Annotated in this window: 24 protein-coding genes; 14 read left to right on the forward strand and 10 right to left on the reverse strand. The window is 64.0% G+C overall.

The window, feature by feature from the left end; translation table 11 throughout:
- Nucleotides 1–174 precede the first annotated feature (174 nt).
- From U741_RS0110125 to U741_RS17805, 4 genes are all read left to right on the forward strand, one after another.
- Nucleotides 175–654 (forward strand): MarR family winged helix-turn-helix transcriptional regulator, encoded by a 480-nt coding sequence (locus U741_RS0110125; RefSeq protein WP_029890354.1) that lies wholly within the window; start codon nt 175–177, stop codon nt 652–654.
- A gap of 281 nt (nt 655–935) precedes the next feature.
- Nucleotides 936–1,685 carry a hypothetical protein gene (locus U741_RS0110130; RefSeq protein WP_029890355.1) on the forward strand — a complete coding sequence of 250 codons (750 nt, stop codon included), beginning with the start codon at nt 936–938 and terminating at the stop codon, nt 1,683–1,685.
- Nucleotides 1,686–1,740: 55 nt separating this feature from the next.
- Nucleotides 1,741–2,310 carry a cytochrome c oxidase subunit 3 gene (locus tag U741_RS0110135; RefSeq protein ID WP_200872706.1) on the forward strand — a complete coding sequence of 190 codons (570 nt, stop codon included), beginning with the start codon at nt 1,741–1,743 and terminating at the stop codon, nt 2,308–2,310.
- Between the two features lie 5 nt (nt 2,311–2,315).
- Nucleotides 2,316–2,579 (forward strand): cytochrome C oxidase subunit IV family protein, encoded by a 264-nt coding sequence (locus tag U741_RS17805; RefSeq protein WP_043110536.1) that lies wholly within the window; start codon nt 2,316–2,318, stop codon nt 2,577–2,579.
- 268 nt (nt 2,580–2,847) lie between these two features.
- On the opposite strand, the gene U741_RS0110145 is transcribed toward U741_RS17805, so the two are convergent.
- Complete coding sequence (locus tag U741_RS0110145) at nt 2,848–5,079, reverse strand: NADP-dependent isocitrate dehydrogenase (RefSeq protein ID WP_029890358.1); 2,232 nt, start codon at nt 5,077–5,079, stop codon at nt 2,848–2,850.
- A 372-nt stretch (nt 5,080–5,451) separates the two neighbouring features.
- Between U741_RS0110145 and U741_RS0110150 the strand changes: the two genes are divergently transcribed.
- Together U741_RS0110150 and U741_RS0110155 are read left to right on the forward strand one after the other, a co-directional pair.
- Nucleotides 5,452–6,912, forward strand: coding sequence for an OB-fold domain-containing protein (locus tag U741_RS0110150; protein WP_052378689.1), 1,461 nt, complete (start codon nt 5,452–5,454; stop codon nt 6,910–6,912).
- A 12-nt stretch (nt 6,913–6,924) separates the two neighbouring features.
- Nucleotides 6,925–8,127 carry an acetyl-CoA acetyltransferase gene (locus tag U741_RS0110155; protein WP_029890360.1) on the forward strand — a complete coding sequence of 401 codons (1,203 nt, stop codon included), beginning with the start codon at nt 6,925–6,927 and terminating at the stop codon, nt 8,125–8,127.
- Between the two features lie 67 nt (nt 8,128–8,194).
- Here the strand turns inward: U741_RS0110155 and U741_RS0110160 are convergent, their stop codons facing one another.
- The 3 genes from U741_RS0110160 to trxB form a co-directional block, all read right to left on the reverse strand.
- Nucleotides 8,195–8,857, reverse strand: a complete 663-nt coding sequence (locus U741_RS0110160) for an ankyrin repeat domain-containing protein (protein ID WP_084154792.1) — start codon at nt 8,855–8,857, stop codon at nt 8,195–8,197.
- 6 nt (nt 8,858–8,863) lie between these two features.
- Nucleotides 8,864–9,478 (reverse strand): glutathione S-transferase family protein, encoded by a 615-nt coding sequence (locus U741_RS0110165; protein WP_029890362.1) that lies wholly within the window; start codon nt 9,476–9,478, stop codon nt 8,864–8,866.
- Nucleotides 9,479–9,540: 62 nt separating this feature from the next.
- Nucleotides 9,541–10,506 (reverse strand): thioredoxin-disulfide reductase, encoded by a 966-nt coding sequence (gene trxB, locus U741_RS0110170; protein ID WP_029890363.1) that lies wholly within the window; start codon nt 10,504–10,506, stop codon nt 9,541–9,543.
- Between the two features lie 127 nt (nt 10,507–10,633).
- Between trxB and sppA the strand changes: the two genes are divergently transcribed.
- Genes sppA through murI form a run of 3 tightly spaced genes read left to right on the forward strand, consistent with a single transcriptional unit; the run spans nt 10,634 to nt 14,122 of the window.
- Nucleotides 10,634–12,520, forward strand: coding sequence for a signal peptide peptidase SppA (sppA, locus tag U741_RS0110175; RefSeq protein ID WP_029890364.1), 1,887 nt, complete (start codon nt 10,634–10,636; stop codon nt 12,518–12,520).
- Between the two features lie 46 nt (nt 12,521–12,566).
- Nucleotides 12,567–13,319 (forward strand): alpha/beta fold hydrolase, encoded by a 753-nt coding sequence (locus tag U741_RS0110180; RefSeq protein WP_029890365.1) that lies wholly within the window; start codon nt 12,567–12,569, stop codon nt 13,317–13,319.
- Nucleotides 13,316–14,122, forward strand: coding sequence for a glutamate racemase (gene murI / locus U741_RS0110185; protein WP_043110260.1), 807 nt, complete (start codon nt 13,316–13,318; stop codon nt 14,120–14,122). Before U741_RS0110180 ends, murI begins: the two co-directional genes overlap by 4 nt.
- Nucleotides 14,123–14,199: 77 nt before the next feature.
- On the opposite strand, the gene nadC is transcribed toward murI, so the two are convergent.
- The 3 genes from nadC to U741_RS0110200 all read right to left on the reverse strand — a co-directional run bounded on the left by nadC (nt 14,200) and on the right by U741_RS0110200 (nt 16,611).
- Nucleotides 14,200–15,060 carry a carboxylating nicotinate-nucleotide diphosphorylase gene (gene nadC / locus U741_RS0110190; RefSeq protein ID WP_029890367.1) on the reverse strand — a complete coding sequence of 287 codons (861 nt, stop codon included), beginning with the start codon at nt 15,058–15,060 and terminating at the stop codon, nt 14,200–14,202.
- A gap of 4 nt (nt 15,061–15,064) precedes the next feature.
- Nucleotides 15,065–15,958 carry an ornithine carbamoyltransferase gene (gene argF / locus U741_RS0110195; protein WP_029890368.1) on the reverse strand — a complete coding sequence of 298 codons (894 nt, stop codon included), beginning with the start codon at nt 15,956–15,958 and terminating at the stop codon, nt 15,065–15,067.
- Between the two features lie 77 nt (nt 15,959–16,035).
- Nucleotides 16,036–16,611: a superoxide dismutase gene (locus tag U741_RS0110200; RefSeq protein ID WP_029890369.1), complete on the reverse strand. Its 576-nt coding sequence runs from the start codon at nt 16,609–16,611 to the stop codon at nt 16,036–16,038.
- Between the two features lie 181 nt (nt 16,612–16,792).
- Between U741_RS0110200 and U741_RS0110205 the strand changes: the two genes are divergently transcribed.
- On the forward strand, nt 16,793–17,614 hold the full coding sequence (locus tag U741_RS0110205; protein ID WP_084154794.1) for a proteasome-type protease: 822 nt from the start codon (nt 16,793–16,795) through the stop codon (nt 17,612–17,614).
- Between the two features lie 7 nt (nt 17,615–17,621).
- Here U741_RS0110205 and U741_RS0110210 read toward each other — a convergent pair whose 3' ends face one another.
- Nucleotides 17,622–18,551 (reverse strand): alpha-E domain-containing protein, encoded by a 930-nt coding sequence (locus U741_RS0110210; RefSeq protein WP_029890371.1) that lies wholly within the window; start codon nt 18,549–18,551, stop codon nt 17,622–17,624.
- On the reverse strand, nt 18,551–20,011 hold the full coding sequence (locus U741_RS0110215) for a circularly permuted type 2 ATP-grasp protein (protein WP_029890372.1): 1,461 nt from the start codon (nt 20,009–20,011) through the stop codon (nt 18,551–18,553). Before U741_RS0110215 ends, U741_RS0110210 begins: the two co-directional genes overlap by 1 nt.
- Before the next feature lie 143 nt (nt 20,012–20,154).
- Here U741_RS0110215 and U741_RS20085 point away from each other — a divergent pair, with 143 nt between their 5' ends.
- The 3 genes from U741_RS20085 to U741_RS0110230 are packed head-to-tail and all read left to right on the forward strand — an operon-like array spanning nt 20,155 to nt 21,745.
- Nucleotides 20,155–20,586 carry a guanyl-specific ribonuclease gene (locus U741_RS20085; RefSeq protein ID WP_029890373.1) on the forward strand — a complete coding sequence of 144 codons (432 nt, stop codon included), beginning with the start codon at nt 20,155–20,157 and terminating at the stop codon, nt 20,584–20,586.
- The gene (locus U741_RS18410) at nt 20,583–20,969 is read left to right on the forward strand and encodes a barstar family protein (RefSeq protein WP_052378691.1); all 387 of its coding nucleotides are present in this window, start codon (nt 20,583–20,585) and stop codon (nt 20,967–20,969) included. The genes U741_RS20085 and U741_RS18410 overlap by 4 nt, the downstream gene beginning before the upstream one ends.
- Nucleotides 20,966–21,745 (forward strand): competence/damage-inducible protein A, encoded by a 780-nt coding sequence (locus U741_RS0110230; protein ID WP_029890375.1) that lies wholly within the window; start codon nt 20,966–20,968, stop codon nt 21,743–21,745. The genes U741_RS18410 and U741_RS0110230 overlap by 4 nt, the downstream gene beginning before the upstream one ends.
- Before the next feature lie 3 nt (nt 21,746–21,748).
- Here the strand turns inward: U741_RS0110230 and U741_RS0110235 are convergent, their stop codons facing one another.
- A complete protein-coding gene (locus tag U741_RS0110235; protein ID WP_029890376.1) occupies nt 21,749–22,630 on the reverse strand; it encodes a DMT family transporter in 882 nt (293 codons plus the stop codon).
- A 124-nt stretch (nt 22,631–22,754) separates the two neighbouring features.
- Between U741_RS0110235 and U741_RS0110240 the strand changes: the two genes are divergently transcribed.
- Nucleotides 22,755–23,090 carry an FmdB family zinc ribbon protein gene (locus U741_RS0110240; RefSeq protein WP_029890377.1) on the forward strand — a complete coding sequence of 112 codons (336 nt, stop codon included), beginning with the start codon at nt 22,755–22,757 and terminating at the stop codon, nt 23,088–23,090.
- Nucleotides 23,091–23,119 lie beyond the last annotated feature (29 nt).

The raw sequence follows: 23,119 nt of genomic DNA on the forward strand, positions 1-23,119 counted from the left end.
TTGGTGCGCGGCGACGGTTTGTGCGCATTTGCCCGCAGCGTTGAGCACAAGTTGCCCGACACCCCCCACGGTTGCCTGTCGCACGAGTGTCGGTTATTGTTAGTTCACATATAAATTACTTAAAAAATGAAAGGCGCAGACCGTTTACGTCAAGTGGCCATCAGCACCCCGCGAATGGCGGTGGCGCTCCCCGAGCTGTCGATGCCGGGCACCGAAATGGTCCGCCTGTTGCGAATTTGCGAGTACGGCCTGGGCGCCTATTTCGAGCCGGTCTTCCGCTTGCTGGGGCTCACCGAGCACCATTTTCACGTGCTCTGCCTGTTGATGGCCGAAGACAGTGGTGCGGCCTCGCCCAGTGAGCTCAGCGAGATGGTCGGGACCAGCCGCGCCAACATGACGCGGTTGCTTGAGCAGTTGGCCAAGGCCGGGTACGTCGCCCGCGAAACCCATCCACTCGATGGCCGTCGCCAAATCATCAAGATCACCGTCAAGGGGCGGGCCAAAGCGCTGGACACCGCGCCGCGCCTGCGTGGGCCCATCGAGGATGCGTTTTCTGACCTGAGCGACGACGAGTTTCGAGTGCTCGTACGGCTGTTGCGAAAACTGATTCTGTCGCTTGACAAGCAACCGTTGCGCGGACGGGTCGCCGCCTGATCTCAGAACAAGGGTTCGAGGAGGAGACCCCGTGCCGAAGAAGGCCATTCACGACAAGACCGGTGAGGTGACCACCATCACCCTCATTCGAGCCAAAGCGAAGAACACGAGGGTCTATGGACGTCGACCGAATGTGCGTTCTTGGAGGGAGCGAGCGATGGCAGACGCGTCAAGTCCGCATCACAGCGTCGATCTGGTGCCAGAAGCGTGCGACGACGGCCCTGTCGCCCTGACACCGCCTCGGCAAGAGGTTTTTCTGCAGTTCCAATGGAGTGAGCGCAATGGATGAACAAACCAAGATTTTCTACCAAAGATGGTCGATTTACCTCGGCCCGATTTTCGTCATCACCTTCGTGATCTTCTGGGCGTGGATGGGCAAGAACCTGCCGCCGCCGCACCCGGACTGGCCGGCTGAGGCATTTACCGATCGCTATGTCAACGATCTGGCGTCCATCCGTGTTGGCTTTCTGGTCGCGCTGGTCACCATCTGTTTCTACCTACCGTGGACGGCTTACGTGACCACGCGGATGAAGCGCATCGAGACCGGCCCTTACCCGGTGTTGTCGTACCTGCAGCTGATGGGCGGCGCGCTGACGGTGATGGTGGTGTCCATCAGCATGTGGTGCTGGGTGGTCGCGGCGCAGCGGCCGGAACGCCTGCCGGAGATCACCCAGATGTTGACCGACGCCGGCTGGTTGATGAATGACACCGTGTACATGTGCACCACCTTGCAGATGTTTGCGATGGCACTGTGCTTCCTGTCGGACAAGAAGGGCGCGAAAAACCCGGTCATGCCCAACTGGGCCTGCTACCTGACCATCTTCTGCGGCGCCACCTTCTTCCCTGCCAGCCTGACCGCGGTGCTCCGCGACGGCCCATTTGCCTATGACGGCTTGATCGGCTTCTGGCTGCCGTATCCGGCATGGCTGATCTGGATGTTTGTTGCCAGCTACTACCTGGTGAAAGACCTCAACCGTCGGGTTCGTGACGGCGAGGACGATGCGGCAATCACCGACGAAGCGGCGACGTGAGTCTGCGCCGAGCCGACGGGCGCCTCGTATGACGACAGACGCTCAACATACGGCGATGCCCGCTACCCCTCCACGCCGCCACTTGCCCGGCGTGGAGGGGGTGTGGGTGTTCGTGTTTGCCGACATGGCGGTGTTCGCGGTGATGTTTGGCGCGTTCATGTGGGACCGTCAGCACAATCTCGAAGTGTTCGAGGTCAACCGGCAACTGCTGAATGTCGATTTCGGCGGCATCAATACGCTGATTCTGCTCACCAGCTCGATGCTGGTGGTACTGGCCATCGCCGCGCTCAAGCAGGGTCGCACCCGGCTCGCACCCCCGTTTCTCGCGCTGGCGCTGGCCTGCGGGGTGACGTTCATCGTGCTGAAGGTCATCGAATACCGCGAGAAATTCGATGCCGGTATTTCCATGCTGAGCAACGATTTTTTCATGTATTACTTCGTCATGACCGGCATGCACCTCGGCCATGTCGTGGTCGGCACGGTGATTCTCGCTGCGCTGTGGGCCAAGTCCCGGTCGGCCCAACCCGGCGGCAGCCTCTCCGCTTACGAGGGCGGCGCCACCTATTGGCACATGGTCGACCTGCTGTGGGTCTGCCTGTTTCCGCTGCTGTACCTGGTGAGGTGATCGCGATGAACCGTGCCTTCGTAACGGTTGTGGCGGTTTGGCTGCTGCTGATGGTCAGCACTGCCGCCTCCACCTGGTGGTTCTCGCAGCCGATGTTCGCGCCCAAGGTCGCCACGGTGCTGGTGATGATCGTCGCGGCGGTGAAGGTCGCATTGGTGATGTCGCATTTCATGGAACTCAGGCGCGCACCACGGGCGTGGCAGGCGGCTGGGGCCATCTGGATCGTCGGCGCCGCCGCCTCGGTGATGACCATCTACCTGATTTTTTGACGTGTGGTGCCGTCGTCAGCGTCCCATACGGCGTTGCGCCTTCGTCATTTGGAATAACCAGATTTCCTCAGTCGCGCCTGAAGACCGGCTTACGATGCGCGAAGCATGGGTGCGGGAACGGTCGCCCTGGCGAAAAACAGCCGGCAACGCAGTGCGACCAATCGTGTTCAGTGGCCCTGGCTCTAGCCGAATGCAGTCAAGCCAAGCCTGGGCTGCGGCCCTGGCCACGGGCCGGTGCGCGACGGTCCCGTGGAGGCCACAACGCTGATCAAGTCGCGGTCAGCGCGCCAATGAATGTCTTGCTGGGACGCATCACCTCGGCCATCTTCTTCGGGTCTGGATAGAAATAACCGCCGATGTCGACGGGCTTGCCCTGAACCGCTGAAAGCTCGTTGAGGATGGTGCTTTCCTGCTCGGCGAGGGTTTTGGCCAGTGGTTTGAAGTGGGCTTGCAGCTGCGCGTCTTCGGTCTGTTCGGCGAGCGCCTGTGCCCAGTACAGCGCGAGATAGAACTGGCTGCCGCGGTTGTCGAGTTCGCCGACTTTGCGCGAGGGGTTCTTGTCTTCGTCCAGCAGTCTGCCGGTGGCGGCGTCAAGAGTTTTGGCGAGAATCTTGGCCTTGTCGTTGCCGGTCTTGATGCCCAGGTCTTCAAGGCTGGCGGCCAGGGCCAGAAACTCACCCAGCGAGTCCCAGCGCAGGTGGTTTTCTTCCAGCAGTTGCTTGACGTGCTTGGGCGCCGAACCGCCGGCGCCGGTCTCGTACATGCCGCCGCCGGCCATCAGCGGCACGATCGACAGCATCTTGGCGCTGGTGCCCAGCTCCATGATCGGGAACAGGTCGGTGAGGTAGTCGCGCAGGATGTTGCCGGTGACCGAGATGGTGTCGAGGCCGCGAATCACGCGCTCCAACGTGTACCGCATGGCGCGCACCTGCGACATGATCTGAATGTCGAGTCCGGTGGTGTCGTGATCCTTGAGATAAGTCTCGACCTTTTTGATCAGCTCGGCTTCGTGTGGGCGGTATTCGTCGAGCCAGAACACGGCCGGCATGCCCGAATTGCGGGCACGTGTGACGGCCAGCTTGACCCAGTCGCGGATCGGCGCGTCTTTGACCTGGCACATGCGCCAGATGTCGCCGGTTTCTACATTCTGGGTGAGCAGAATTTCGCCGGTCTCAAGGTCGACGATGTTGGCCACGCCGTCTTCGGCAATTTCAAAGGTCTTGTCGTGCGAGCCGTACTCTTCGGCCTGCTGCGCCATCAGCCCGACGTTGGGCACGGTGCCCATGGTCACCGGATCGAAGTTGCCGTTGGTTTTGCAGAAATTGATGATCTCTTGATAGATGCGCGCGAAGGTGCTCTCGGGGATCACCGCCTTGGTGTCCTTGGGTCGTCCGTCGGCGCCCCACATCTTGCCGCCGATGCGAATCATCGCCGGCATGGATGCGTCCACGATGACGTCGTTGGGTGCATGCAGGTTGGAGATGCCCTTGGCCGAATCGACCATCGCCAGTTCGGGGCGGTGTTCGTGGCAGGAGTGCAGGTCGCGCACGATTTCTTCGTGCAGCGAGTTGGGCAGCTTCTTGGACTTTTCGTACAGGTCGACCAGACCGTTGTTGACGTTGACGCCCAGCTCGGCAAACAGCTTGCCGTGCTTCTCGAAGGCTTCCTTGTAGAACACCCGAACCGCGTGGCCGAAGACGATGGGGTGGCTGACTTTCATCATCGTCGCCTTGACGTGCAGCGAGAACATGACGCCGGTCTTGCGTGCGTCCTCCATCTGTTCCTCGTAAAACGCGCACAGCGCCTTCTTGCTCATGAACATGCTGTCGATGATTTCGCCGTCCAGCAGCGCAACCTTGGGTTTGAGCACCACCGTCTTGCCGCTTTGGGTGACCAGTTCCATCTTCACGTTGCGGGCGCGGTCGAGGGTCATCGATTTTTCGCTGTGATAGAAATCGCCCTCGCGCATGTGGGCGACGTGGGTGCGCGAGGCCATGCTCCATTCGCCCATGCTATGCGGGTGTTTGCGCACGTACTCCTTGACGCTTCTCGGCGCGCGGCGGTCGGAGTTGCCCTCGCGCAGCACCGGGTTGACGGCGCTGCCCAGGCATTTGGAATAGCGGGCGCGGATCGCCTTGTCTTCGTCGGTCTTCGGGTCTTCGGGAAAGTCCGGCAGCTTGTAGCCCTTGGACTGCAGCTCCTTGATGGCACTGATCAACTGGTGCACCGACGCGCTGATGTTGGGCAGCTTGATGATGTTGGTGTCGGGCTTCAAGGTGAGCTTGCCCAGCTCGGCGAGGTTGTCAGGGACGCGCTGTTGCTCGGTCAGAAACTCGGGAAACTCACCCAGAATGCGCGCCGCCACCGAAATGTCGCTGGTGGTCACCTTGATGCCCGCCGCCGAGGTGAATGCCTCAACCACCGGCAAGAATGCGCTGGTGGCCAGCAGGGGCGCTTCATCGGTCAGGGTGTAAATGATGGTCGGTTGTTTTTCGGTCATGTTCGGGTTCCTGGCTGCGCGATGGGGCGCCTGTCCGGTCATGATGCGCGGGGTCCGTTCCGTCAGACCCGTCGCGTGCATCACCGAAGGCACGCCTCGATTCTAGGGTGCGGGCCGACTTGCTGCAGTCCCGACCTTGGTCCGGTTCGGCTTGCCAACCTCAAATGCGGGCGCCAAGTGCGTGATCGGCTTGGCGGATGTTGTACGGCCTTGGTCGCGCTGACAAAGTTGTAAGCTTGCTTACGAAATGCGTAAACTTGCGTGCCGTTTGAAAACGACGCTGGTCACTGCCCGGCATGTCCGCGCACGGCACGCTCATCGACCTGGGCGCTCATTGCCCGCTCACCCCCCGACGCATCAACAGGAGTCCGCGTGGCAGAACAATCAATCATCGGCATTACCTCCTTCGGCGCCTTCATCCCGCGCCGTCGCCTGCAGCGTTCGGCGATTGCCGCCGCGCACAGTTGGGGCTTTCCCGGCCTGAAAGGCCAGGCCAAGGGCGAGCGGTCGATGTGCAGTTGGGATGAAGACGTCATCACCATGGCGGTCGAAGCCGGGCGCGACTGCCTGCGCGGCATGAACGCGGCCTCGGTCACCGGCCTGACGCTGGCCAGCACAACCGCGCCCTATGCCGACATCAACAATGCGGTGTTCGTCAACGCCGCGCTGCAATTGCCGGCGGGTGCCGGTGCGGCTGAGTCATCGGGCTCCACCCGCGCCGGTTTGAGCACGCTGATTGCTTCCTGTCGTGGCGCGTCCGCCGACGGCACAGCGCTGGTGCTTGCCTCCGAGCAGCGCAAGGCCAAGCCGGCGAGCGTGCTGGAGATGCAGGTCGGCTGCGGCGCCGGGGCGTTGGCGGTGGGTGCGGGCGACGATGTGATCGCCCGGTTCCTCGGCGCCGAGACGGTGTCGGTGCCGTTCATCGACCATTTCCGCAAATCCGGCAGCGACTTCGACTATGGCTGGGAAGAGCGCTGGATTCGTGACGAAGGCGTGGCCAAAATCATACCGGCGGCGGTCAAGCGCCTGCTCGAAAAAACCGGGCTGAGCCCCGAGCGCATTGCCCACTTCGGGCTGTCGGGCGGGCCGGCCAAGTCGGACGCCGCCGTCGCCCGCAAGCTCAAGCTGGCGCCCGACGCGCTGCTGCCGGGCTTTGCCGAACAGGTGGGCGGTACCGGCACGGCGCAACCGCTGCTGCTGCTCATTTCTGCCTTGGAGCGCGCCCAGCCGGGCGAGGTGATCGTCATCGTCAGCTTTGCGCAAGGCTGCGAAGTGGTGGCGTTTGAAATGGGCAACGCGCCTGCGGTGGCCGGTCGTCGCGGCCTGGCCGGGTCAATTGCCCAGCGCATTGAAGAAACCACGTACCTGAAGCTGCTCTCCAACGACGGTCAGATTGACCTCGACTGGGGCATGCGCGCCGAGACCGATCACAAGACCGCGCTGACGCAGTTGTACCGCGTGTCGGACCAGATCTTCGGCTTCGTTGGCGGTGCGTGCAGCGCCTGCGGGCAGATTCAGTTTCCGCGCAGCCCGACCTGCGTCAATTGCGGCGAGACCGACACCCAGAAGCCCTACTCGCTGGTGGACGCGCCCGCCAAGGTCGCGACCTACACCGCCGACTGGCTGCAGTATTCACCCGCACCGCCGCTGTACATGGGCCTGGTGCAGTTCGATGCTGGCGCCCGCGTTTTGATGGAGATCGTCGACGTGGGGCCGGGCGGCATCGAGGTCGGCACGCCGCTGGCGATGACCTTCCGCAAGAAGGAGCGCGACAAGCTGCGCGGCTGGGATCGCTACTTCTGGAAAGCAGCTCCGACCTCTGAATCGAGCTAAGGACATCAGATCATGGCATCAGGCATCAAGGACAAGGTCGCGATTCTCGGGATGGGCTGTTCGCGCTTCGGCGAACGCTGGGACTGCGGCACCGAGCACCTGCTCAACGAGGCGTTTCTGGAAGCGCTGTCCGACGCCGGCATCGAGCGCAAGCAGATCGAAGCCGCGTGGTACGGCTCGGCGCTGGACCGGGTGAACGTGGGCAACTCGGCCATTCCGCTGGCCACCGCGCTGCGGCTTGAGGGCATTCCGGTCACGCGCGTCGAAAACATGTGCGCCACCGGCACCGAAGCGCTGCGCGGCGCGGTGTATGCCGTGGCTTCCGGCGCGGCCGACATCGCGCTGGCCATCGGCGCCGAAAAGCTCAAGGACTCGGGTTACGGCGGCTTGCCGGTGCAGTCCAAGGGCACGCTCAACGACCTGTGGATGCCCTACGGATCCGCGCCTGCAGGCTTTGCGCAGTTGGCGGCCGGCTATCGCGCCAAGTACGGCGTGTCCAAGGCCGATCTGAAGCAGGCCATCGGCCGCGTGTCGTGGAAGAGCCACCAGAACGGCGCCAAGAATCCCAAGGCGCATCTGCAGAAAGCGGTGGAGATGGACACCATTCTCAACGCGCCGATCATTGCCGATCCGCTGGGCGTGTTCGACTGCTGCGGCGTGTCGGACGGCGCCGCGTGCGCCATCGTGACCACGCCGGCCATCGCCCGCAGCCTCGGCAAGCGCGACCTGGTCACGGTCAAGGCCTTGGCCCTGTCAGCCAGCGCCGGGCGCGAGCAATCCACCAACCAGTGGGACGGCAGCTACGTGCAGAACACCCGCAACGCGGCCAAGGCTGCCTATGCCGAAGCCGGCATCACCAACCCGCGCAAGGAACTCTCGGCGCTGGAAGTACACGACTGCTTCTCGATCACCGAGCTGGTGACCATGGAAGACCTGGGCGTTTCAGAAGATGGGCAGGCATGGAAAGACGTGATGAACGGCGTGTTCGACGCCGACTGCGAGATTCCCTGCCAGATCGACGGCGGCCTGAAATGCTTCGGCCACCCCATCGGTGCCTCCGGCCTGCGCATGGTCTATGAGCACTATCTGCAACTGACCGGCCGCGCCGGTCCGCGTCAGCTCAAGAACCCGACGCTCGGGCTGTCGCACAACCTCGGCGGCGTGCCTTACAACGGTGTGTGCGGCATCAGCATCGTGGGGCTTGAAGGCCGCTGATTCTCAAGCCGTACTGGCAACAAAAAAGCGCCCGGCATTTCGCCGGGCGCTTTTTTGTTGCCAGCCGTTACTGCAGGCCGTTGTCGAGCAGTTGCGCGACCTCCAGATGGCCGCGCTCGCGGGCCAGGTCGGCAGCGGTCTTGTCGTCTTCGGTCTTCAGCGTGCGGTCGACGCCGCGGGCCATCAGCAGGCGAACCAGGCCGGTGAAGTCGCGTGAGGCAGCGAGGTGCAGTGCGGTGACGCCGCTACCGCCCACGTGATGCACATCGGCGCCAAACCCAATCAGTAAAGGCGCCATCTGCTCGCCGGCCGGGCCGGCGATCGCGGCGTGCATCGGCGTGTTCTGCATCGGGTTTTCGCTAATTGAGTCGATGGGCGCGCCGAGGCCGATCAAGGTCAATAGCGCGTCACGCTGGCCGAAGAAGGCGGCAAGGTGCAGCGGCGTCCAGCCATCGACGCTGTGGCGGCGGATGGCATCGGGCTCATCGAGCACATGGCGTGCGACAGCAAAGGTGTCGTCCAGTGCAACGGCCTCGTGCAGGCTCAGCGGTCGGTAGGCGCGTAGCAGCTCGGCGATTTCCTGCGCGCCGTTGTAGAGCGCGAACATCAGCGGACTCAGCCCACCGGGCAACGGGTCGGTGGCCTGGGACTCATCACGTTCCAGCGCGGCGCGCGCGGCCGGGGTGTCGCGATTCTGGATCGCGTGCATCAGGGGTCTAACGTCGGACATGTCGGTCTACTTGGCAGCAGGCGGCTCAGTCGCCTGCATGGAGGGGCGGGCTGCGAAGGCGTCGAACCATTCAATGAGCGACGGCGCGCGCTGACGCCAGTTGAGATAGGGCATGCGCAGATCCAGATAGGCCAGCGCGATACCGGTGTTGAGGTTGGCCACCGTGGGCACAGCGACAGGGTCGCCCAGCGCATTGGCTTCGAGTTCGAGCATGTCGAGCGCGCGTTCGATGGCGTGTGACAGTCGGTCCAGGGCAGCGGGGTAGATGATGCTCTCGGGACGACGCTTTTCGAGCACGCTGGCCACGGCGGCTTCGAGAATGCCTTCGGCGATGGTCGCGCGCCGCGCGGCAGCCCACCGCGCCGACTCGGTCGGCAGGCGATTGTGCTGCGTGGTTTGCAGCCATTCGATGATCAGCTTGGAGTCGGGCAGGGCCAGACCCTCGTCGGTGATCAGCGTCGGGATGCGCGACAGCGGATTGGCTGCCAGCAGCTCGGGCGGCGGTGCGGCGGCAAACGGGTCGGTGATGATTTCTTCGACCCGCTCGGCCAGCCCCATTTCGTGCAGGGCAACGCGGACCTTGCGGGCAAACGGCGACGTGGCGTTACAGAAGAGCTTCATCAGGCGGTCTCTGGGCAGGGGCGGAATTTGTCAGGCCGGCTATGACAGCCTGGCCGCAGGGTTTATTCGCCGCCGTCCGCCAATTTGTCGAGATAACGTTCCGCATCCAGCGCCGCCTGGCAGCCGGTGCCGGCGCTGGTGATGGCCTGGCGATAAACGTGGTCCATCACGTCACCGGCGGCAAAGACGCCGGGCACGCTGGTGGCGGTGGCGTTGCCGCTACTGCCCGACTGCACCTTGATGTAGCCGCCGCTCATGTCGAGCTGGCCTTCAAAGATGCCGGTATTGGGCGCGTGGCCGATGGCGATGAACACGCCTTTCAGATCGAGGTCGCGCGCGTCCCCGCCGGCGACGGGTTTGACGCGCAGACCGGTGACGCCGGTTTCGTCGCCCAGCACTTCGTCGAGGCCGTGATTCCAGATGATTTCGACCTTGCCCTCGGCTTCCCGCTTGAACAGCTTGTCATGGAGGATTTTCTCGCCACGGAATTTGTCGCGGCGATGCACCACGGTCACCTTGTTGGCGATGTTGGACAGGTACAGCGCCTCTTCAACGGCCGTGTTACCGCCGCCAATGACGGCCACGTCTTGCCCCTTGTAGAAAAAGCCATCGCAGGTGGCGCAGGCCGACACGCCCTTGCCGCGAAACGCGGTTTCGGACTCGAGGCCCAGGTACTTGGCCGAGGCGCCGGTGGCGATGATCAGCGCATCGCAGGTGTACTGGCCCATGTCACCACTGAGGGTGAAAGGCCGCTGCTTGAGGTCCACCGACTGAATGTGGTCGTAAATGATCTGCGTGTCGAAGCGCTCGGCGTGCTGCTGCATGCGCGTCATCAGGTCGGGCCCCATCAAGCCTTCAACATCACCCGGCCAGTTGTCGACCTCGGTGGTGGTCATCAATTGCCCGCCTTGCTCAAGACCGGTGATCAGCGCCGGCTGCAGATTGGCGCGCGCGGCGTAGACGGCGGCGGTGTAGCCGGCCGGCCCGGAGCCGAGAATGATCAGACGGTGATGGGTGGGTGTGGACATTGCGTTCTCTAAAATAGGCCGGAAATGAGGGTGCCAAGGGCGGTGGGTTCGCGCGCGCGGCAAGGCACCAAGGCGAAGCGCACTTTACACTTGGGGGGTCCCGTCCATTTTCAAGCAAGGTGCGCTGATGGCGAATGCCGATCAAGCCTCAAAGTCGTGGCTCCGACGTCTTTTTGATGGACTGTGGACGGTGGTTTCGACGCTCTACAAGACCCTGATCATGCTCGGTCTGGTGCTGTTTCTGGTATCGCTATGGTTCATCTGGCGCGGTCCGGGTCTCTCGACCCAGGTTGAAGACAACGTTGCCCTAATTGTCGCGCCCAGTGGCGCCCTGGTCGACCGGATCGACATTGATCCGCGCTGGGCGTTGTTCGACCAGTTGGCCGGCGCGCCGCCGCCGCAGACCGCGATGCGGGATGTCATCACCGCCTTTGAGCGTGGTGCCGAAGGTTCACGCATCAACTTCGCGGTGCTCAAGCTCGACGACGTGACCTCGCTGGGGCTCGCCCAGGGCGCCGAGCTGATTCAGGCCATTGAACAGTTCCGCGCCACCGGCAAGACCGTGGTGGCTTACTCGGCGTGGTACGACCAGGCGTCTTACCTGCCGGCCAGCCATGCCGATGAAATTGTTATCGATCCGATGGGCATGCTCGCCATTGAAGGGCTGTCGAGCTATTCCAACTTCGTCAAAGGCCTGACCGACAAGCTGGGCGTCAATGTCAATGTGTTTCGCGTCGGCGAATTTAAATCGGCGGTCGAGCCGTTCATCCGTCAAGACATGTCGGACGAGGCCAAGGTCGCCAACCGCGCCTGGCTGGAAAGCCTGTGGGGTCGCTACGGTGTCAACGTGGCCGAGGGCCGCGACCTGCAAGACGATGCCGTTCACCAGTTTGTCGAGACCCTGCCGGCGCGCATGGAGGCCGAAGGCGGGCAGGCGGCAGAGATCGCCCTTCGCGCCGGCCTGGTCACCCATGTTGAGACCTTGCACGCGTTCCGGGCCCGCATGAAAGAGCGCGTCGGTGAAGACGCCGAGCACGGCAGCTTCCGCCAGATTCACTTTCAGCAATACCTCGCCGCCACCGAGTCACAGCGTCAGGCCGACCTGTCCGCCGGCACACCGCCCGGTGTGATTGCCCGCGTGGTGGTGCAGGGCGAGATCGTCAACGGTCAGGGCGATGTCGGGGTGTCGGGCGGCGATGCGGTCGAAGACCTGCTGATGGCGGCGCAACTCGACGAGTCGGTTCGGGCGGTGCTGCTCCGGGTCGACTCACCCGGCGGCAGCGTCTGGGCATCCGAGCAGATGCGGCGCGGCGTCGAGCAGCTCAAGGCAGCCGGCAAGCCGGTGGTGGTGTCGATGGGCAATGTCGCGGCCAGCGGCGGCTACTGGATCTCAATGAACGCCGACCGCATCTTTGCGCTGCCAGAAAGCATCACCGGCTCGATTGGCATCTTCGGTCTGTTGCCGACGTTCGAGAACAGCCTTGAGAAAATCGGTGTGAGTACCGACGGTGTCGGCACCACCTCGATGGCGGGCGCGTTTCGCCTTGACCGACCGCTGGGCGACAGCGCCAAGCGTGTCATCCAGGCCGAAATCGAGCGCGGCTACGACGACTTCATCAACAAGGTGGCCGAGGCGCGCGGCCAGACACCCGAGGCCATCGATTCGGTCGCGCAGGGCCGCGTCTGGAGTGGCGAGGCTGCACTCGACAAAGGCCTGATCGATGCGTTCGGCACCGAGGCAGACGCCGTTGCCGAGCTGGCGTCGCTCGCCGGACTGGACGACTGGGAACTGGTCGAATGGACCGATGTGCGCGACCTGTTCCAGTTGCTTTTCGACCAGTTCTTTGGCGGGCTGACCGGCATGGTGCGGGCGTCACTGATTCCCCAAAGCTGGCTGCAACTGTGGGCGCCCGTCGAGCGTGCGACGACCCCGTTGCTGCGCCTGAGCGACCCGCGTGGCCAGTACGCGCACTGTGAATGTGGTGTGGCCATCAGCACCCGCAGCGGGTACTGATGACCTTGGTGCCGATGCGCCCCGTCGCCGGTTGGCAGCGTTGACGATGGTGGCGATCGACCAGGGTGAAGGACCGGTGGTGGTGTTGATCCACGGCCTGGGCGCCAATCACGAAGACTGGCGTCACGTCGTGCCGCTGTTGGCCGAAGACCACCGCGTGCTGGCGGTTGATCTGCCGGGTTTCGGTAACACGCCGCCGTTGCTGCGACCGACCGGCGTTGCCGACTACGCCGATGCCGTGTGGCAGACGATGGACCATGCAGGCGTCAATTCGCTGGCCGCCATCGTCGGCCATTCGATGGGCGGCGCCGTGGCCATCGAGGCCGCCTTGCGTCAGCCGCAGCGGGTCGCGCGTTTGTGCGTCCTCAATTCGATGCCCGCCTTCAAACCGCAGACGCTCGGCGATCATTTTGAAGTGTTCTACCGTCGCTTCATGGTGCGCACGCTGGGGCCGCGCCGGCTCGCGAGGGTCAGCGCGCTGCGCATGTTTCCGGACCCGGCAGACGACGCGTTGCGTGCGCCGGTGATTGCCCGGGGCGGTGAAAACCGGGTTGGTCCCTATCTGGACGCCCTGAATGCGCTGGTCGGTTGGGACGCCCGCGACCGGCTGACGGCGTGGCGCAAGCCGCTGTTGTGGCTCGCATCGGAGTACGACTATTTCGAGTTTGAGCCGATCCGCGACCTGCGCTTGGTCATGCCGCAGATGCGTCTGCGGTGCTTCCCCGGTGAGCGTCACGGACTGCCGATGGCTCGCCCCGGCGCGGTGGCGGCGCAGATCAGGGCCTTGCTGCAATTATGAATGTGCGCCCTGACGCGACGGCCCCCATCGGCGTCTTCGACTCGGGTGTCGGCGGGTTGAGTGTGCTGCGCGCGCTGCAGGCGCAACTGCCGAACGAGCAATTCGTCTATTACGCCGACACGGCATTCTGCCCCTATGGCGGGCGCGACATTGCCGCCATTCGTGCCCGTGCTGAAACGGTCAGCGCCGAGCTGATCGCGGCGGGCGTCAAGCTGATTGTGGTGGCCTGCAACACCGCAACCATCGCTGCCATCGCCCACCTGCGTGCGCGATTCGACCTGCCGTTCGTGGGCATGGAGCCTGGTGTAAAGCCGGCGGCGGTGGCCAGCCGCAGCCGCCACATCGGGGTATTGGCGACGGTCAGCAGCCTCGCTGGCGAGCGCTTCCAGGCCCTGGTCGACGCCCATGCCCGCGGCGTCACGGTGCACACCCGCGCGTGCAGCGGTTGGGTGGAGTGGGTTGAGTCCGGTGACCTGACCTCAGTCGCGTGCGACACCATGTTGCGTGGCGACGTGCAACCCCTTTTGGACGCGCACTGTGACGTGTTGGTGCTGGGCTGTACGCACTTCCCGTTTCTGGTTCCAGCCTTGCGCGAAGTCGTCGGCCCCGACGTCGAACTTCTCGACACCGGACCCGCCGTGGCGCGGCAGGTCGAACGGGTGCTCATGGCGGCCGACGCGCGCAACGATTCAACGGTGAGGGGCGGTGTCACCTGGCGCTGCAGCGGCTCAGCCGAGACCTTCAGGCAGCAGCGGTGGATGCTGGGGTTCGGAGAGGGGCAGCCCGGTTTGCAGGCTCGGTAGCGCGCAGTTGGCAGGCCGGGTCGCGCGAGCTTGTAGGCTGGGTCGAGCGCAGCGAAACCCAGCAGCCCAACGGCCGGTCAGTCGAAACGCATCGACAAATCGACGGCGTGAACGTGCTTGGTGAGGCCGCCGATGGAGATGCGGTCGACACCGGTTTCGGCGATGGCGCGCACCGTCTCCAGCGTTGCGCCGCCGCTGTACTCCAGCAGGGTGCTGCCGCCGGCTGCGCGGTGTTGTCGGGTCAGTTCGACGGCGGTGCGCAGGTCGGCCAGCGAAAAGTCATCGACCAGCAACACGTCGACGTTGTGGGCCAGTGCCATGTGCGCCTCTTCGAGGGTCTCGGCCTCGGTCATCAGTGGTACGTCCGCATCGAGGGCACGCGCAGCGCTGATGGCGTTGGCGATGCCGTTGGCGGCACGAATGTGGTTTTCCTTGATCAAAATGCCGTCGAACAGGCCGATGCGGTGGTTGTGTCCGCCGCCGCAGCGCACCGCATATTTTTGCGCGGTGCGCAGGCCGGGCAGGGTTTTGCGGGTGTCGACGATGTGCGCTTCGTTACCGGCAACGGCCTTGACGAATTCACGGGTGCGGGTGGCCGTACCCGACAGGGTTTGCAGGAAGTTCAGCGCCGTACGTTCGCCGGTGAGCAGCGCGCGTGCCGGGCCGGCGAGGGTGAACAGCACGGTGCCAGGCGTGACCTCGTCGCCTTCTGCGACCGCCCATTCGAGACGAACCGCGGCTGACAGGTGGGCAAACGTTGTATCGACCCAGGCGCGACCGCAGATTACGGCGGCGTCACGGCTGATGACGCGAGCGCGGGCCGGCGCGTTGTCGGTGAGCAGTGCGGTCCAGTCTTGACCGCCCTGGTCCTCGTCGATGGCGCGTGCCACGACGGTGTCCAGATCATTGACGTAGTCAGGCAACCAAACGCTGGTCACCGGCTTATTTCCACAACCATTCGAGCAGGGCCATCTGCGCCCAGAGGCGGTTCTCGGCCTCGTCCCAAACCACCGATTGCGGGCCATCGATGACGTCGGCACTGACCTCTTCGCCGCGATGGGCGGGCAGGCAGTGCATGAACAGCGCGTCGCGCTTGGCCTTGGCCATCAGCGTGCTGTCGACCTGATAGGCGGCGAAGGCCTTGAGGCGGCGCTGGGTTTCAGCTTCGTGGCCCATGCTGGTCCAGGTGTCGGTGACCACCAGATCGGCGTCGCGTACGGCGGCTTCAGCGCTGCCGACCAATTCGACCGGGCCACCGGTTTCGCGCACCACCGCAGCATCTGGCCCAAACCCCACGGGGCAGGCGATGCGCAGGGTGAAATCGAGCAGGCGTGCTGCCTCGATCCAGGAGTGGCAGACGTTGTTGCCGTCACCCACCCAGGCGACGGTGCGGCCGCGCGGATCGCCGCGATGCTCGGTCCAGGTCTGCAGGTCGGCGAGTAGTTGGCAGGGGTGGTGCAGCTCGGACAGACCGTTGATGACCGGCACCCGTGACAGGCGGGCAAGTTCAACCTGATCGGCCTGCGAGTTGTTACGAATCATGATGGCGTCGCACATGCGCGACAGCACGCGGGCGGTGTCGGCCAGCGGTTCGTCGCGGCCGATCTGGGTGCTGCCGGCCTGCAGGAAAAGCGCGTGCCCCCCGAACTTGGCCATGCCCGACTCGAAGCTGACCCGGGTGCGCGTCGAATTCTTGGTAAAGATCATCGCCAGGGTGCGCCCGGCAAACGGCCGCGCGGCAATGGGTGGCGCGGCTTTCAGAGCGGATGCGCGGCGCAGGACCTGCCGCAACTCGTCGGCGCTCAGGTTCGACAGCTTCAACAAATGGCGGGTCATGGGCCGTCGCTCACGGGTCGAATGAAATGAAAAAGGCCGCGCCAGAGCGCGGCCTTTGAAGCCAACATTGTCGCTGATCAGCCGAGATTCTTCTCGACAAAGTCCCAGTTGACCAACGCCCAGTAATGTTCGAGGTAGGTCGGACGGGCGTTGCGGTAGTCAATGTAGTAAGCGTGCTCCCACACATCGGCGGTCAGCAGCGGCTTCTTGCCAGCGGTCAGCGGATTGCCGGCGCCGGTGGTGGTGGTGATTTCCAGGCTACCGTCGCTGTTCTGCACCAGCCAGGCCCAACCGGAGCCGAAGGTGCCGATGGCCGCTTCGGTGAACTGCTTCTTGAAGTCGTCGAGACCACCGAAGGCCTTGACCAGCGCGTCGGTGACTTTCTTACCGGGCGTGGTTGGCGTCGGTGACAGGCCGTTCCAGAAAAAGGTGTGGTTCCAGACCTGGGCGGCATTATTGAAAATCTTGCCACTCGATTTCTTGACGATGTCTTCGAGGCTGGCGTTTTCAAATTCGGTGCCGGCAATCAGCTTGTTGCCATTGTCCACGTAGGCCTTGTGATGCTTGCCGTAGTGGTATTCCAGCGTTTCCTTGGACATGTGCGGCGCGAGGGCGTCGAGGGCATAGGGCAATTCGGGAAGGGTCAAAGCCATGGCATTGAGTCTCTTGATTGGTGCGGGCGGAAATAGCTGGCGAAATCAGTCATCAGGCCAGTGCGGCGCATGAGGTTAGGGGACCAAACGGTGTTTTTCAACCGATGATGCTTGGGATGGTTGAACGTGGCACAGCGTATGCTAATGGACCTGAACGCGTCCGGTTTCGAGACCCCCTGCAATGACTTACTGCCTTGCCATCCGTGTCAATGACGGCTTGGTTTTTGCGGCCGATACGCGCACCAGTGCGGGTCTCGACGACGTGCGCACCTACAACAAGATGCATCACTTCGAGGTGGCGGGCGAGCGTAGCTTCGTGATGCTGTCGGCGGGAAACCTTGCAACCACCCAGTCGATTTTGGTGCAGCTGGAGCGCGACTGGAGTGCCAGCGACGGTCGCAATTCGCTCAAAACCCTGTTTCACATGTTTGACGTGGCCGAATACGTGGGCCAGGTCTCGGTTAAGGCGCAGCGTGAAGCGGCGCACGGCAACACCACCGGCGACTTCCGTTCCACGGTGATTCTAGGGGGGCAGATTCTCGGCGAAGCGCCGGCGCTGTACCTCATCTACCCCGAAGGCAACTGCATCTCTGCCAGCCCCGAGACCCCGTACCTGCAAATCGGTGAGCACAAGTACGGCAAGCCGATTCTCGACCGCATTATCCGCCCGGCCACGCAGATCGAAGACGCGGCGCGCTGTGCGCTGGTGAGCCTCGATTCAACGATGAAGTCCAACCTGACGGTGGGTCCGCCGTTGGACGTGGCCATCATTCGTCGCGATTCGTTCCGTATGGACCATCGCCTGCGCCTGGATCTGGACACGCCGTTTTATGCCGACCTGAAGCGGGCGTGGGGCGAGCGTCTGGAGCAGGTTTTCGGCTTGTTGCCCAAGTTTGACTGGGAGGTGCCAGCCGCTGCCTCTGCAGGCGTGCCGACCATGGCGCAGCCGCAACAGCAACAACAGCAGGTCGTGCCGCCGGTGGTGCCGCGCTTCGAGAATTGAGTCGGGCTTAGGCCTTGAAGTAGGCGTCCGCCAGGGTTACGTCCAGCGCAGCCAGCCCCGCCTGCAGGTCATTCATGACCCCATGCAGATTGCCGGTGACCAGTGCCAGCGGGTCGAGGTCCTGGATGCGGCCCAACAGGCGCTCGCAGTGGCGCAACACGGCATCGTTGCCCGGCAATGAGCGCAGTTCGGCGCGGGCAACCGTGAGGCTGAAAGACATGCTGCGCGGAAAGTCGGGGTTTTGCAGCAGGAAGCGCAGCACGCGGGTGCCGGTGATGCGGCCACGGCCGTAGCGGCGATACATGTGGTACGCCGACAGGCTGTGCAGCACCGCCATCCACTGGCTGTTGCGGAACGGGCTCGGCGCCGTGGCGTCATCAATGGCGAGCAGCGGGCTGGAGCGCACGTCGATGATGCGGCTGGTCATGTCGGCCTGCTCAATGGCCTGGCCCAGGCTCAGGAAGCAGTGCGCCAGGTCACGGCTCATGGCGGTGTTGAGCAGACCGTTGATGGCCATGCAGCCGTCAATGACCCCATCAAGCACGCGCTGACGGGACAACCGGTTGTGCGCCGAAGTGCCCTCAAGCTGCAGGCGGTAGTGCAGGCTGTTCAGGCGCTCCCAGACATCGCGCGGGACCCGATCACGCAGGGAGCGCAGCAGGCTGCGCGCACGATTGATGCAGTAGAACGCCGAAACCGGCGAGGTCAGGTCGACCACCAGCCGCTCGATGGCCGCGTATTCACCGCCGTCGGATTCAAGCTCGATGTCGAGCAGTGGCTTGCCGGTGACGGCGACGATGGGCCCCCAGCCGACCTCGACCTCGCGCGGTAGATCCAGCAGGAAATGAGCATGGGCGCTGACCAGTCGCGCAGTGTTCTCGGCGCGGCGAAGGTAGCGGGCGAACCAGTAGAGATCATCGGCGACACGCGAGAGCATCAGGCGTTCCCCCCGCTGTCGACCACCCAGGTGTCTTTGGCGCCACCGCCCTGACTGGAGTTGACCACCAGTGACCCACGCACCATGGCCACGCGGGTCAGGCCGCCCATGGTCACGTCTTCATGGCCGGCTCGCGACAGGATGAAGGGCCGCAGGTCGAGGTGGCGGGGTTCGACACTGCCATCGGCCATCAGGATCGGGGCTGTTGATAATGACAGTGTCGGCTGCGCCATGTAGTTGCGCGGATTGGCACGGATCAGGTCGGCGAAATGCGCACGCTCATCGGCGGTGGAACGTGGGCCGATCAACATGCCATAACCACCGGACTCATTCGCCGGCTTGACCACCAGCTTGTCGAGATTGGCGATCACGTGGTCGCACTCCTTGCGGTCCATGCAGCGAAAGCTCGGCACATTGGGCAGCTTGGCGTCCTCGCCAAGGTAGTACTTGATCATTTCCGGCACGTAGCTGTAGATCACTTTGTCGTCGGCCACGCCCGCACCCGGCGCATTCGCAATGGCGACCTTGCCCTTGAGCCAGGCGCGCATCAGGCCGCGGACACCCAGCATCGAGTCTTCGCGAAACGCCTCGGGATCGATGAACAGGTCGTCGACCCGGCGGTAGACCACATCGACGCGGGTGGCACCATCCACTGTTCGCATATACAAACAATCATCGCTGTCGACATACAGATCCGGGCCGATGACCAACTCAATGCCCATTTGCTGCGCCAACCAGGCGTGTTCGAAGTAGGCGCTGTTGTAGATGCCCGGTGTCAGCAAAACGATGGTCGGATCATCGCCCTGGCGGGGACTGAGGTCGGCGAGCGTCTCGAACAAATGCGTTGCGTAGTCATCCACCGGCAAAATATTGATGGCTTTGAACAGCTCCGGGAAGACCCGCTTGCTGATCATTCGGTTCTCGACCATGTATGACACCCCGCTGGGGACCCGCAGGTTGTCTTCCAGTACGAAGAGCGTGCCATTGCCGTCTCGAACGAGATCCGAACCGCAGATGTGCGCCCACAGATCACCCGGCGGACGGTGTCCGACGCACTGCGGTCTGAAGTTGACCGAATCGGCGAGCACCTCGGGTGGGACCACGCCGGCCTTGAGGATGCGCTGGTCGGCGTAGATGTCGGCGATGAAATGGTTCAGCGCCCGGGCGCGTTGGCGCAGACCTTCGGCGGTGCGCATCCATTCACGCGAGTCGATGACGCGGGGAATGATGTCGAATGGCCACGCGCGGTCGACGTTTTGCCCTTCGGTGTAGACCGTGAAGCTGATGCCCATGACGCGAATCGCGAGCTCTGCGGCCAGACGGTGCTGTTCGAGCTCTTCAGCCGATTTGCCTCGCAAATGGTCGACGAGTGCCGCCGCCGCGCGACGCGGGGTGCCGTCGGCTGCAAACAGTTCGTCGTAGGTGAGGTCTGCCGGGTACTGCTGCCAGTCAAGGGCCATGGTTGAAAATTGTTCGTGTTGTGGCGTGTCGCTAGCAAAGCATGGGCCATTACTTGCGAGAAAGTCACCCGAGGGTGGTGGAGTGGCGAAGCGTCGTACCGCACTATAGTCGCCACTGGCTGCCACTCACCTGAATTTTGACGATGAAAACCGCCATGCCGCGCTGGCTCACCGTGCTGATCCTGCTGGCCGCTGCCGCATTCTGGTGGGTCGATTCTTCCGAGCTTGCGCGTCCGGGCATCAACGACACGTCGGTGGCCAACCGGGTCGAGACCGGGTCGTCGTCGGTCAATGTGTCAGCGGGGTTTTTGCCGCGCGAGGCGCTGCGTACGGTGGACCGCATCATCGCCGGTGGGCCGCACCCCTATCCGCAGGACGGCACGGTCTTCTTCAACCGCGAGGCACTGCTGCCCGACCGGGCGCGCGGCCATTACCGTGAGTTCACCGTTGACACACCGGGGCTGGACCATCGCGGCGCGCGCCGTATCGTCACCGGCGGCAACCCGCCGCGCCACTGGTATTACACCGATGACCATTACCAAAGCTTCCGGGCCTTCGAGGTGACCTCGCCATGAGTCTGCTGCAAGTCGACGATCTGCCCGCCCTGCGCAGCCGTTTGCGCGACGCCGGGGTGGCCGCCATCGAGCTGGACCTGAGCGGTTGCGACAGCAAGGCCAGCCTGATGCAGCGCTGCGCAGCGCATCTGCAGTTGCCCGCCGGCTTTGGTCATAACTGGGACGCCCTCAACGACGCGCTGCGCGAAGGTCTGCTGGCACAGCATGCGCAGCGCGGACTCGGTGTGGTCATCATCACCGGTAGCGAGACGCTTTCGCGTGCCGCGCCGGCGGTGGTTTCGACCCTGCAAGCGCTGTTGCTTGAGCTCACCACGAGTTTTGATTCCGAGACCTGCCTGGCCTACTGGGTCGCGCCGGCGTCGCGCGGCGGGTCTCCCCGATGAACATTGGCCTGCTGGTCATCGGAGACGAGATTCTCAGCGGCAAGCGCGAAGACCGGCACCTGCCCAAGGTCATCGCGCTGCTCGCCGAGCGCGGGCTGGCGCTGGCCTACGCGCGGTTCATTGGCGACGACCGCGCTGCCATCGCCGCCGCGATGCGTGAGGCGCGCGCGGCGGGGGATCTGCTGCTGTCTTGCGGCGGCATTGGCGCCACACCGGATGACTGCACCCGGCAAGCCGCGGCAGCCGCGTATGAGCAGCCCCTGCAGCGCCACCCCGAAGGCGAGGCGCTGATCCTCGCCGAATACGGCGCGCGGGCCTTGCCCAATCGGGTGTTGATGGCCGACTTTCCGCGTGATGCCCGGTTGATTCCCAACCCGGTCAACCGGGTCGCGGGATTCTCGGTGGGGGACCTGCACTGCGTTCCAGGCTTTCCGGAAATGGCCTGGCCGATGCTGGTCTGGGTGCTCGACACGCTGTATCCGCATCTGCATCACCACGCCCCACAGGTGGAATACCGCTTGCGGGTCATGGGCACGGCGGGCGAGGGCGATCTGCTGGACCTGATGGAGGCGACACTGGCTGCGCACCCCGGCCTGAAGCTGTCGAGCCTGCCGTGTCGCGGCGATGCCCGGCGGGCACGGCACATCGAGTTTGGGTTCAAGGGCTCGGAGGCATTGGCCCGAGCGGCATTCACCCACTTTTTGGCCGGCCTCAGCAATGACCCCGCCGTGACCGAAATCCAGTTGATCGACGCGCCACCAGAGCCGTCGGTGTAGGGCTCAAATCGGCGACGGTGCGACACGCTTGCGGCCGGCGCTGAGACTCAGGCCCACGCACAGGCTGATCACCAGGGCGGCGCCGAGCAGGGCCCGCAGGCTCAGGGTTTCTTGCCAGATCAGCCACGCCAATGCCGCCGAGACCGGCACCGACGCATAGCTGAAGGTGCCCACCCACGCCGCCGGGGCGCTCCCGTAGGCGCGGGTCATGCACAGCTGCCCCAGGGTGGCCACCGCCCCGGCGCCGATCATCAGCAGTGCCTGCATCGGGGTCGGTGTCACCCAGGCCCAGAACAGCGGCACGGCCGAGATCAGGCTGGCAATGAGCGCGAAATACATGACGATGCGCGGTGCCGGTTCGGTGTCGGAAATGCGCCGAATGCCGACCATCGCCACCGCGCCGAGAAATCCGGATGCGGCGCCGATCAGGGTGCCGACCAGCGAGCCGCCGCCGAGACCACGCGGGTCCACCATCAATGCGATACCGACGAAGCCCAGTGCCACTGCTGCCCAGACCGTGGCGCCGGGACGCTCGCCCAACCACGCCCAGGCGATGAAGGGAATGAACAGCGGCATGGAGTACGTCAGCAGCATGGCCTTGGCCAATGGCACCGTGCCCAGGGCGTAGAAAAAGCAGTACATGGCAGCGATACCAAAGCCGGCGCGCAGCAGATGGCCGCCCCAACGACGGGTCGCCAGCGCCTGTTTGACGCCCAGTCGCAGTGCCCAAGGGGTGAGAATGACCAGCCCGATGATGCAGCGGGTGAAGACGATCATCTCGTTCGGCATGCCGGCCGACGCGGCCTTGATCAGCGCACCCATCAGCGAAAAGGCAATGGCGGCTTGGAGGGCGAAGTAGGCGCCCTGGCGGGGGTTGTCTGGCATGCGGCGCGCAGCATGCCGATTTAACCTTGGCCCGTCGAGCCAAAACCGCACCATCAGGCCTTGAAAGCGGGTCATTACGCCCCACTCATTCGACTTGACTCACAGCCCCTGCGGAGCCGCTTCGATGCCGATCTATGAATATCAGTGCGCCCGTTGCGGCGTGACCCGTGAGGTGCTGCACAAGATCAGCGAAGTCCCGAAGGTCGAGTGTGCCCATTGCGAGGGCGAAGTGCTGCAGCGGCTTGTCAGTGCTGCGGCCTTTCGGCTCAAGGGCGGCGGCTGGTACGAAACCGACTTCAAGTCCGACAAGGACAAGCAGCGCAACCTCGCCGGCGACAGCGGTGGCGACGCCGCGCCCACATCAACCGCAGCCGCCGACAAGCCTGCCGCCAAGGCCGAGCCCAAACCGAGTGCGCCCGCAGCAACACCCGCCGCCGCACCTGCGGCCGGCGCCAGTTGAATCTTTTTGCCGATTGCCCGGACCCTGAC

This window comes from Polycyclovorans algicola TG408, from assembly GCF_000711245.1.
Classification (GTDB): Bacteria; Pseudomonadota; Gammaproteobacteria; order Nevskiales; family Nevskiaceae; genus Polycyclovorans; species Polycyclovorans algicola.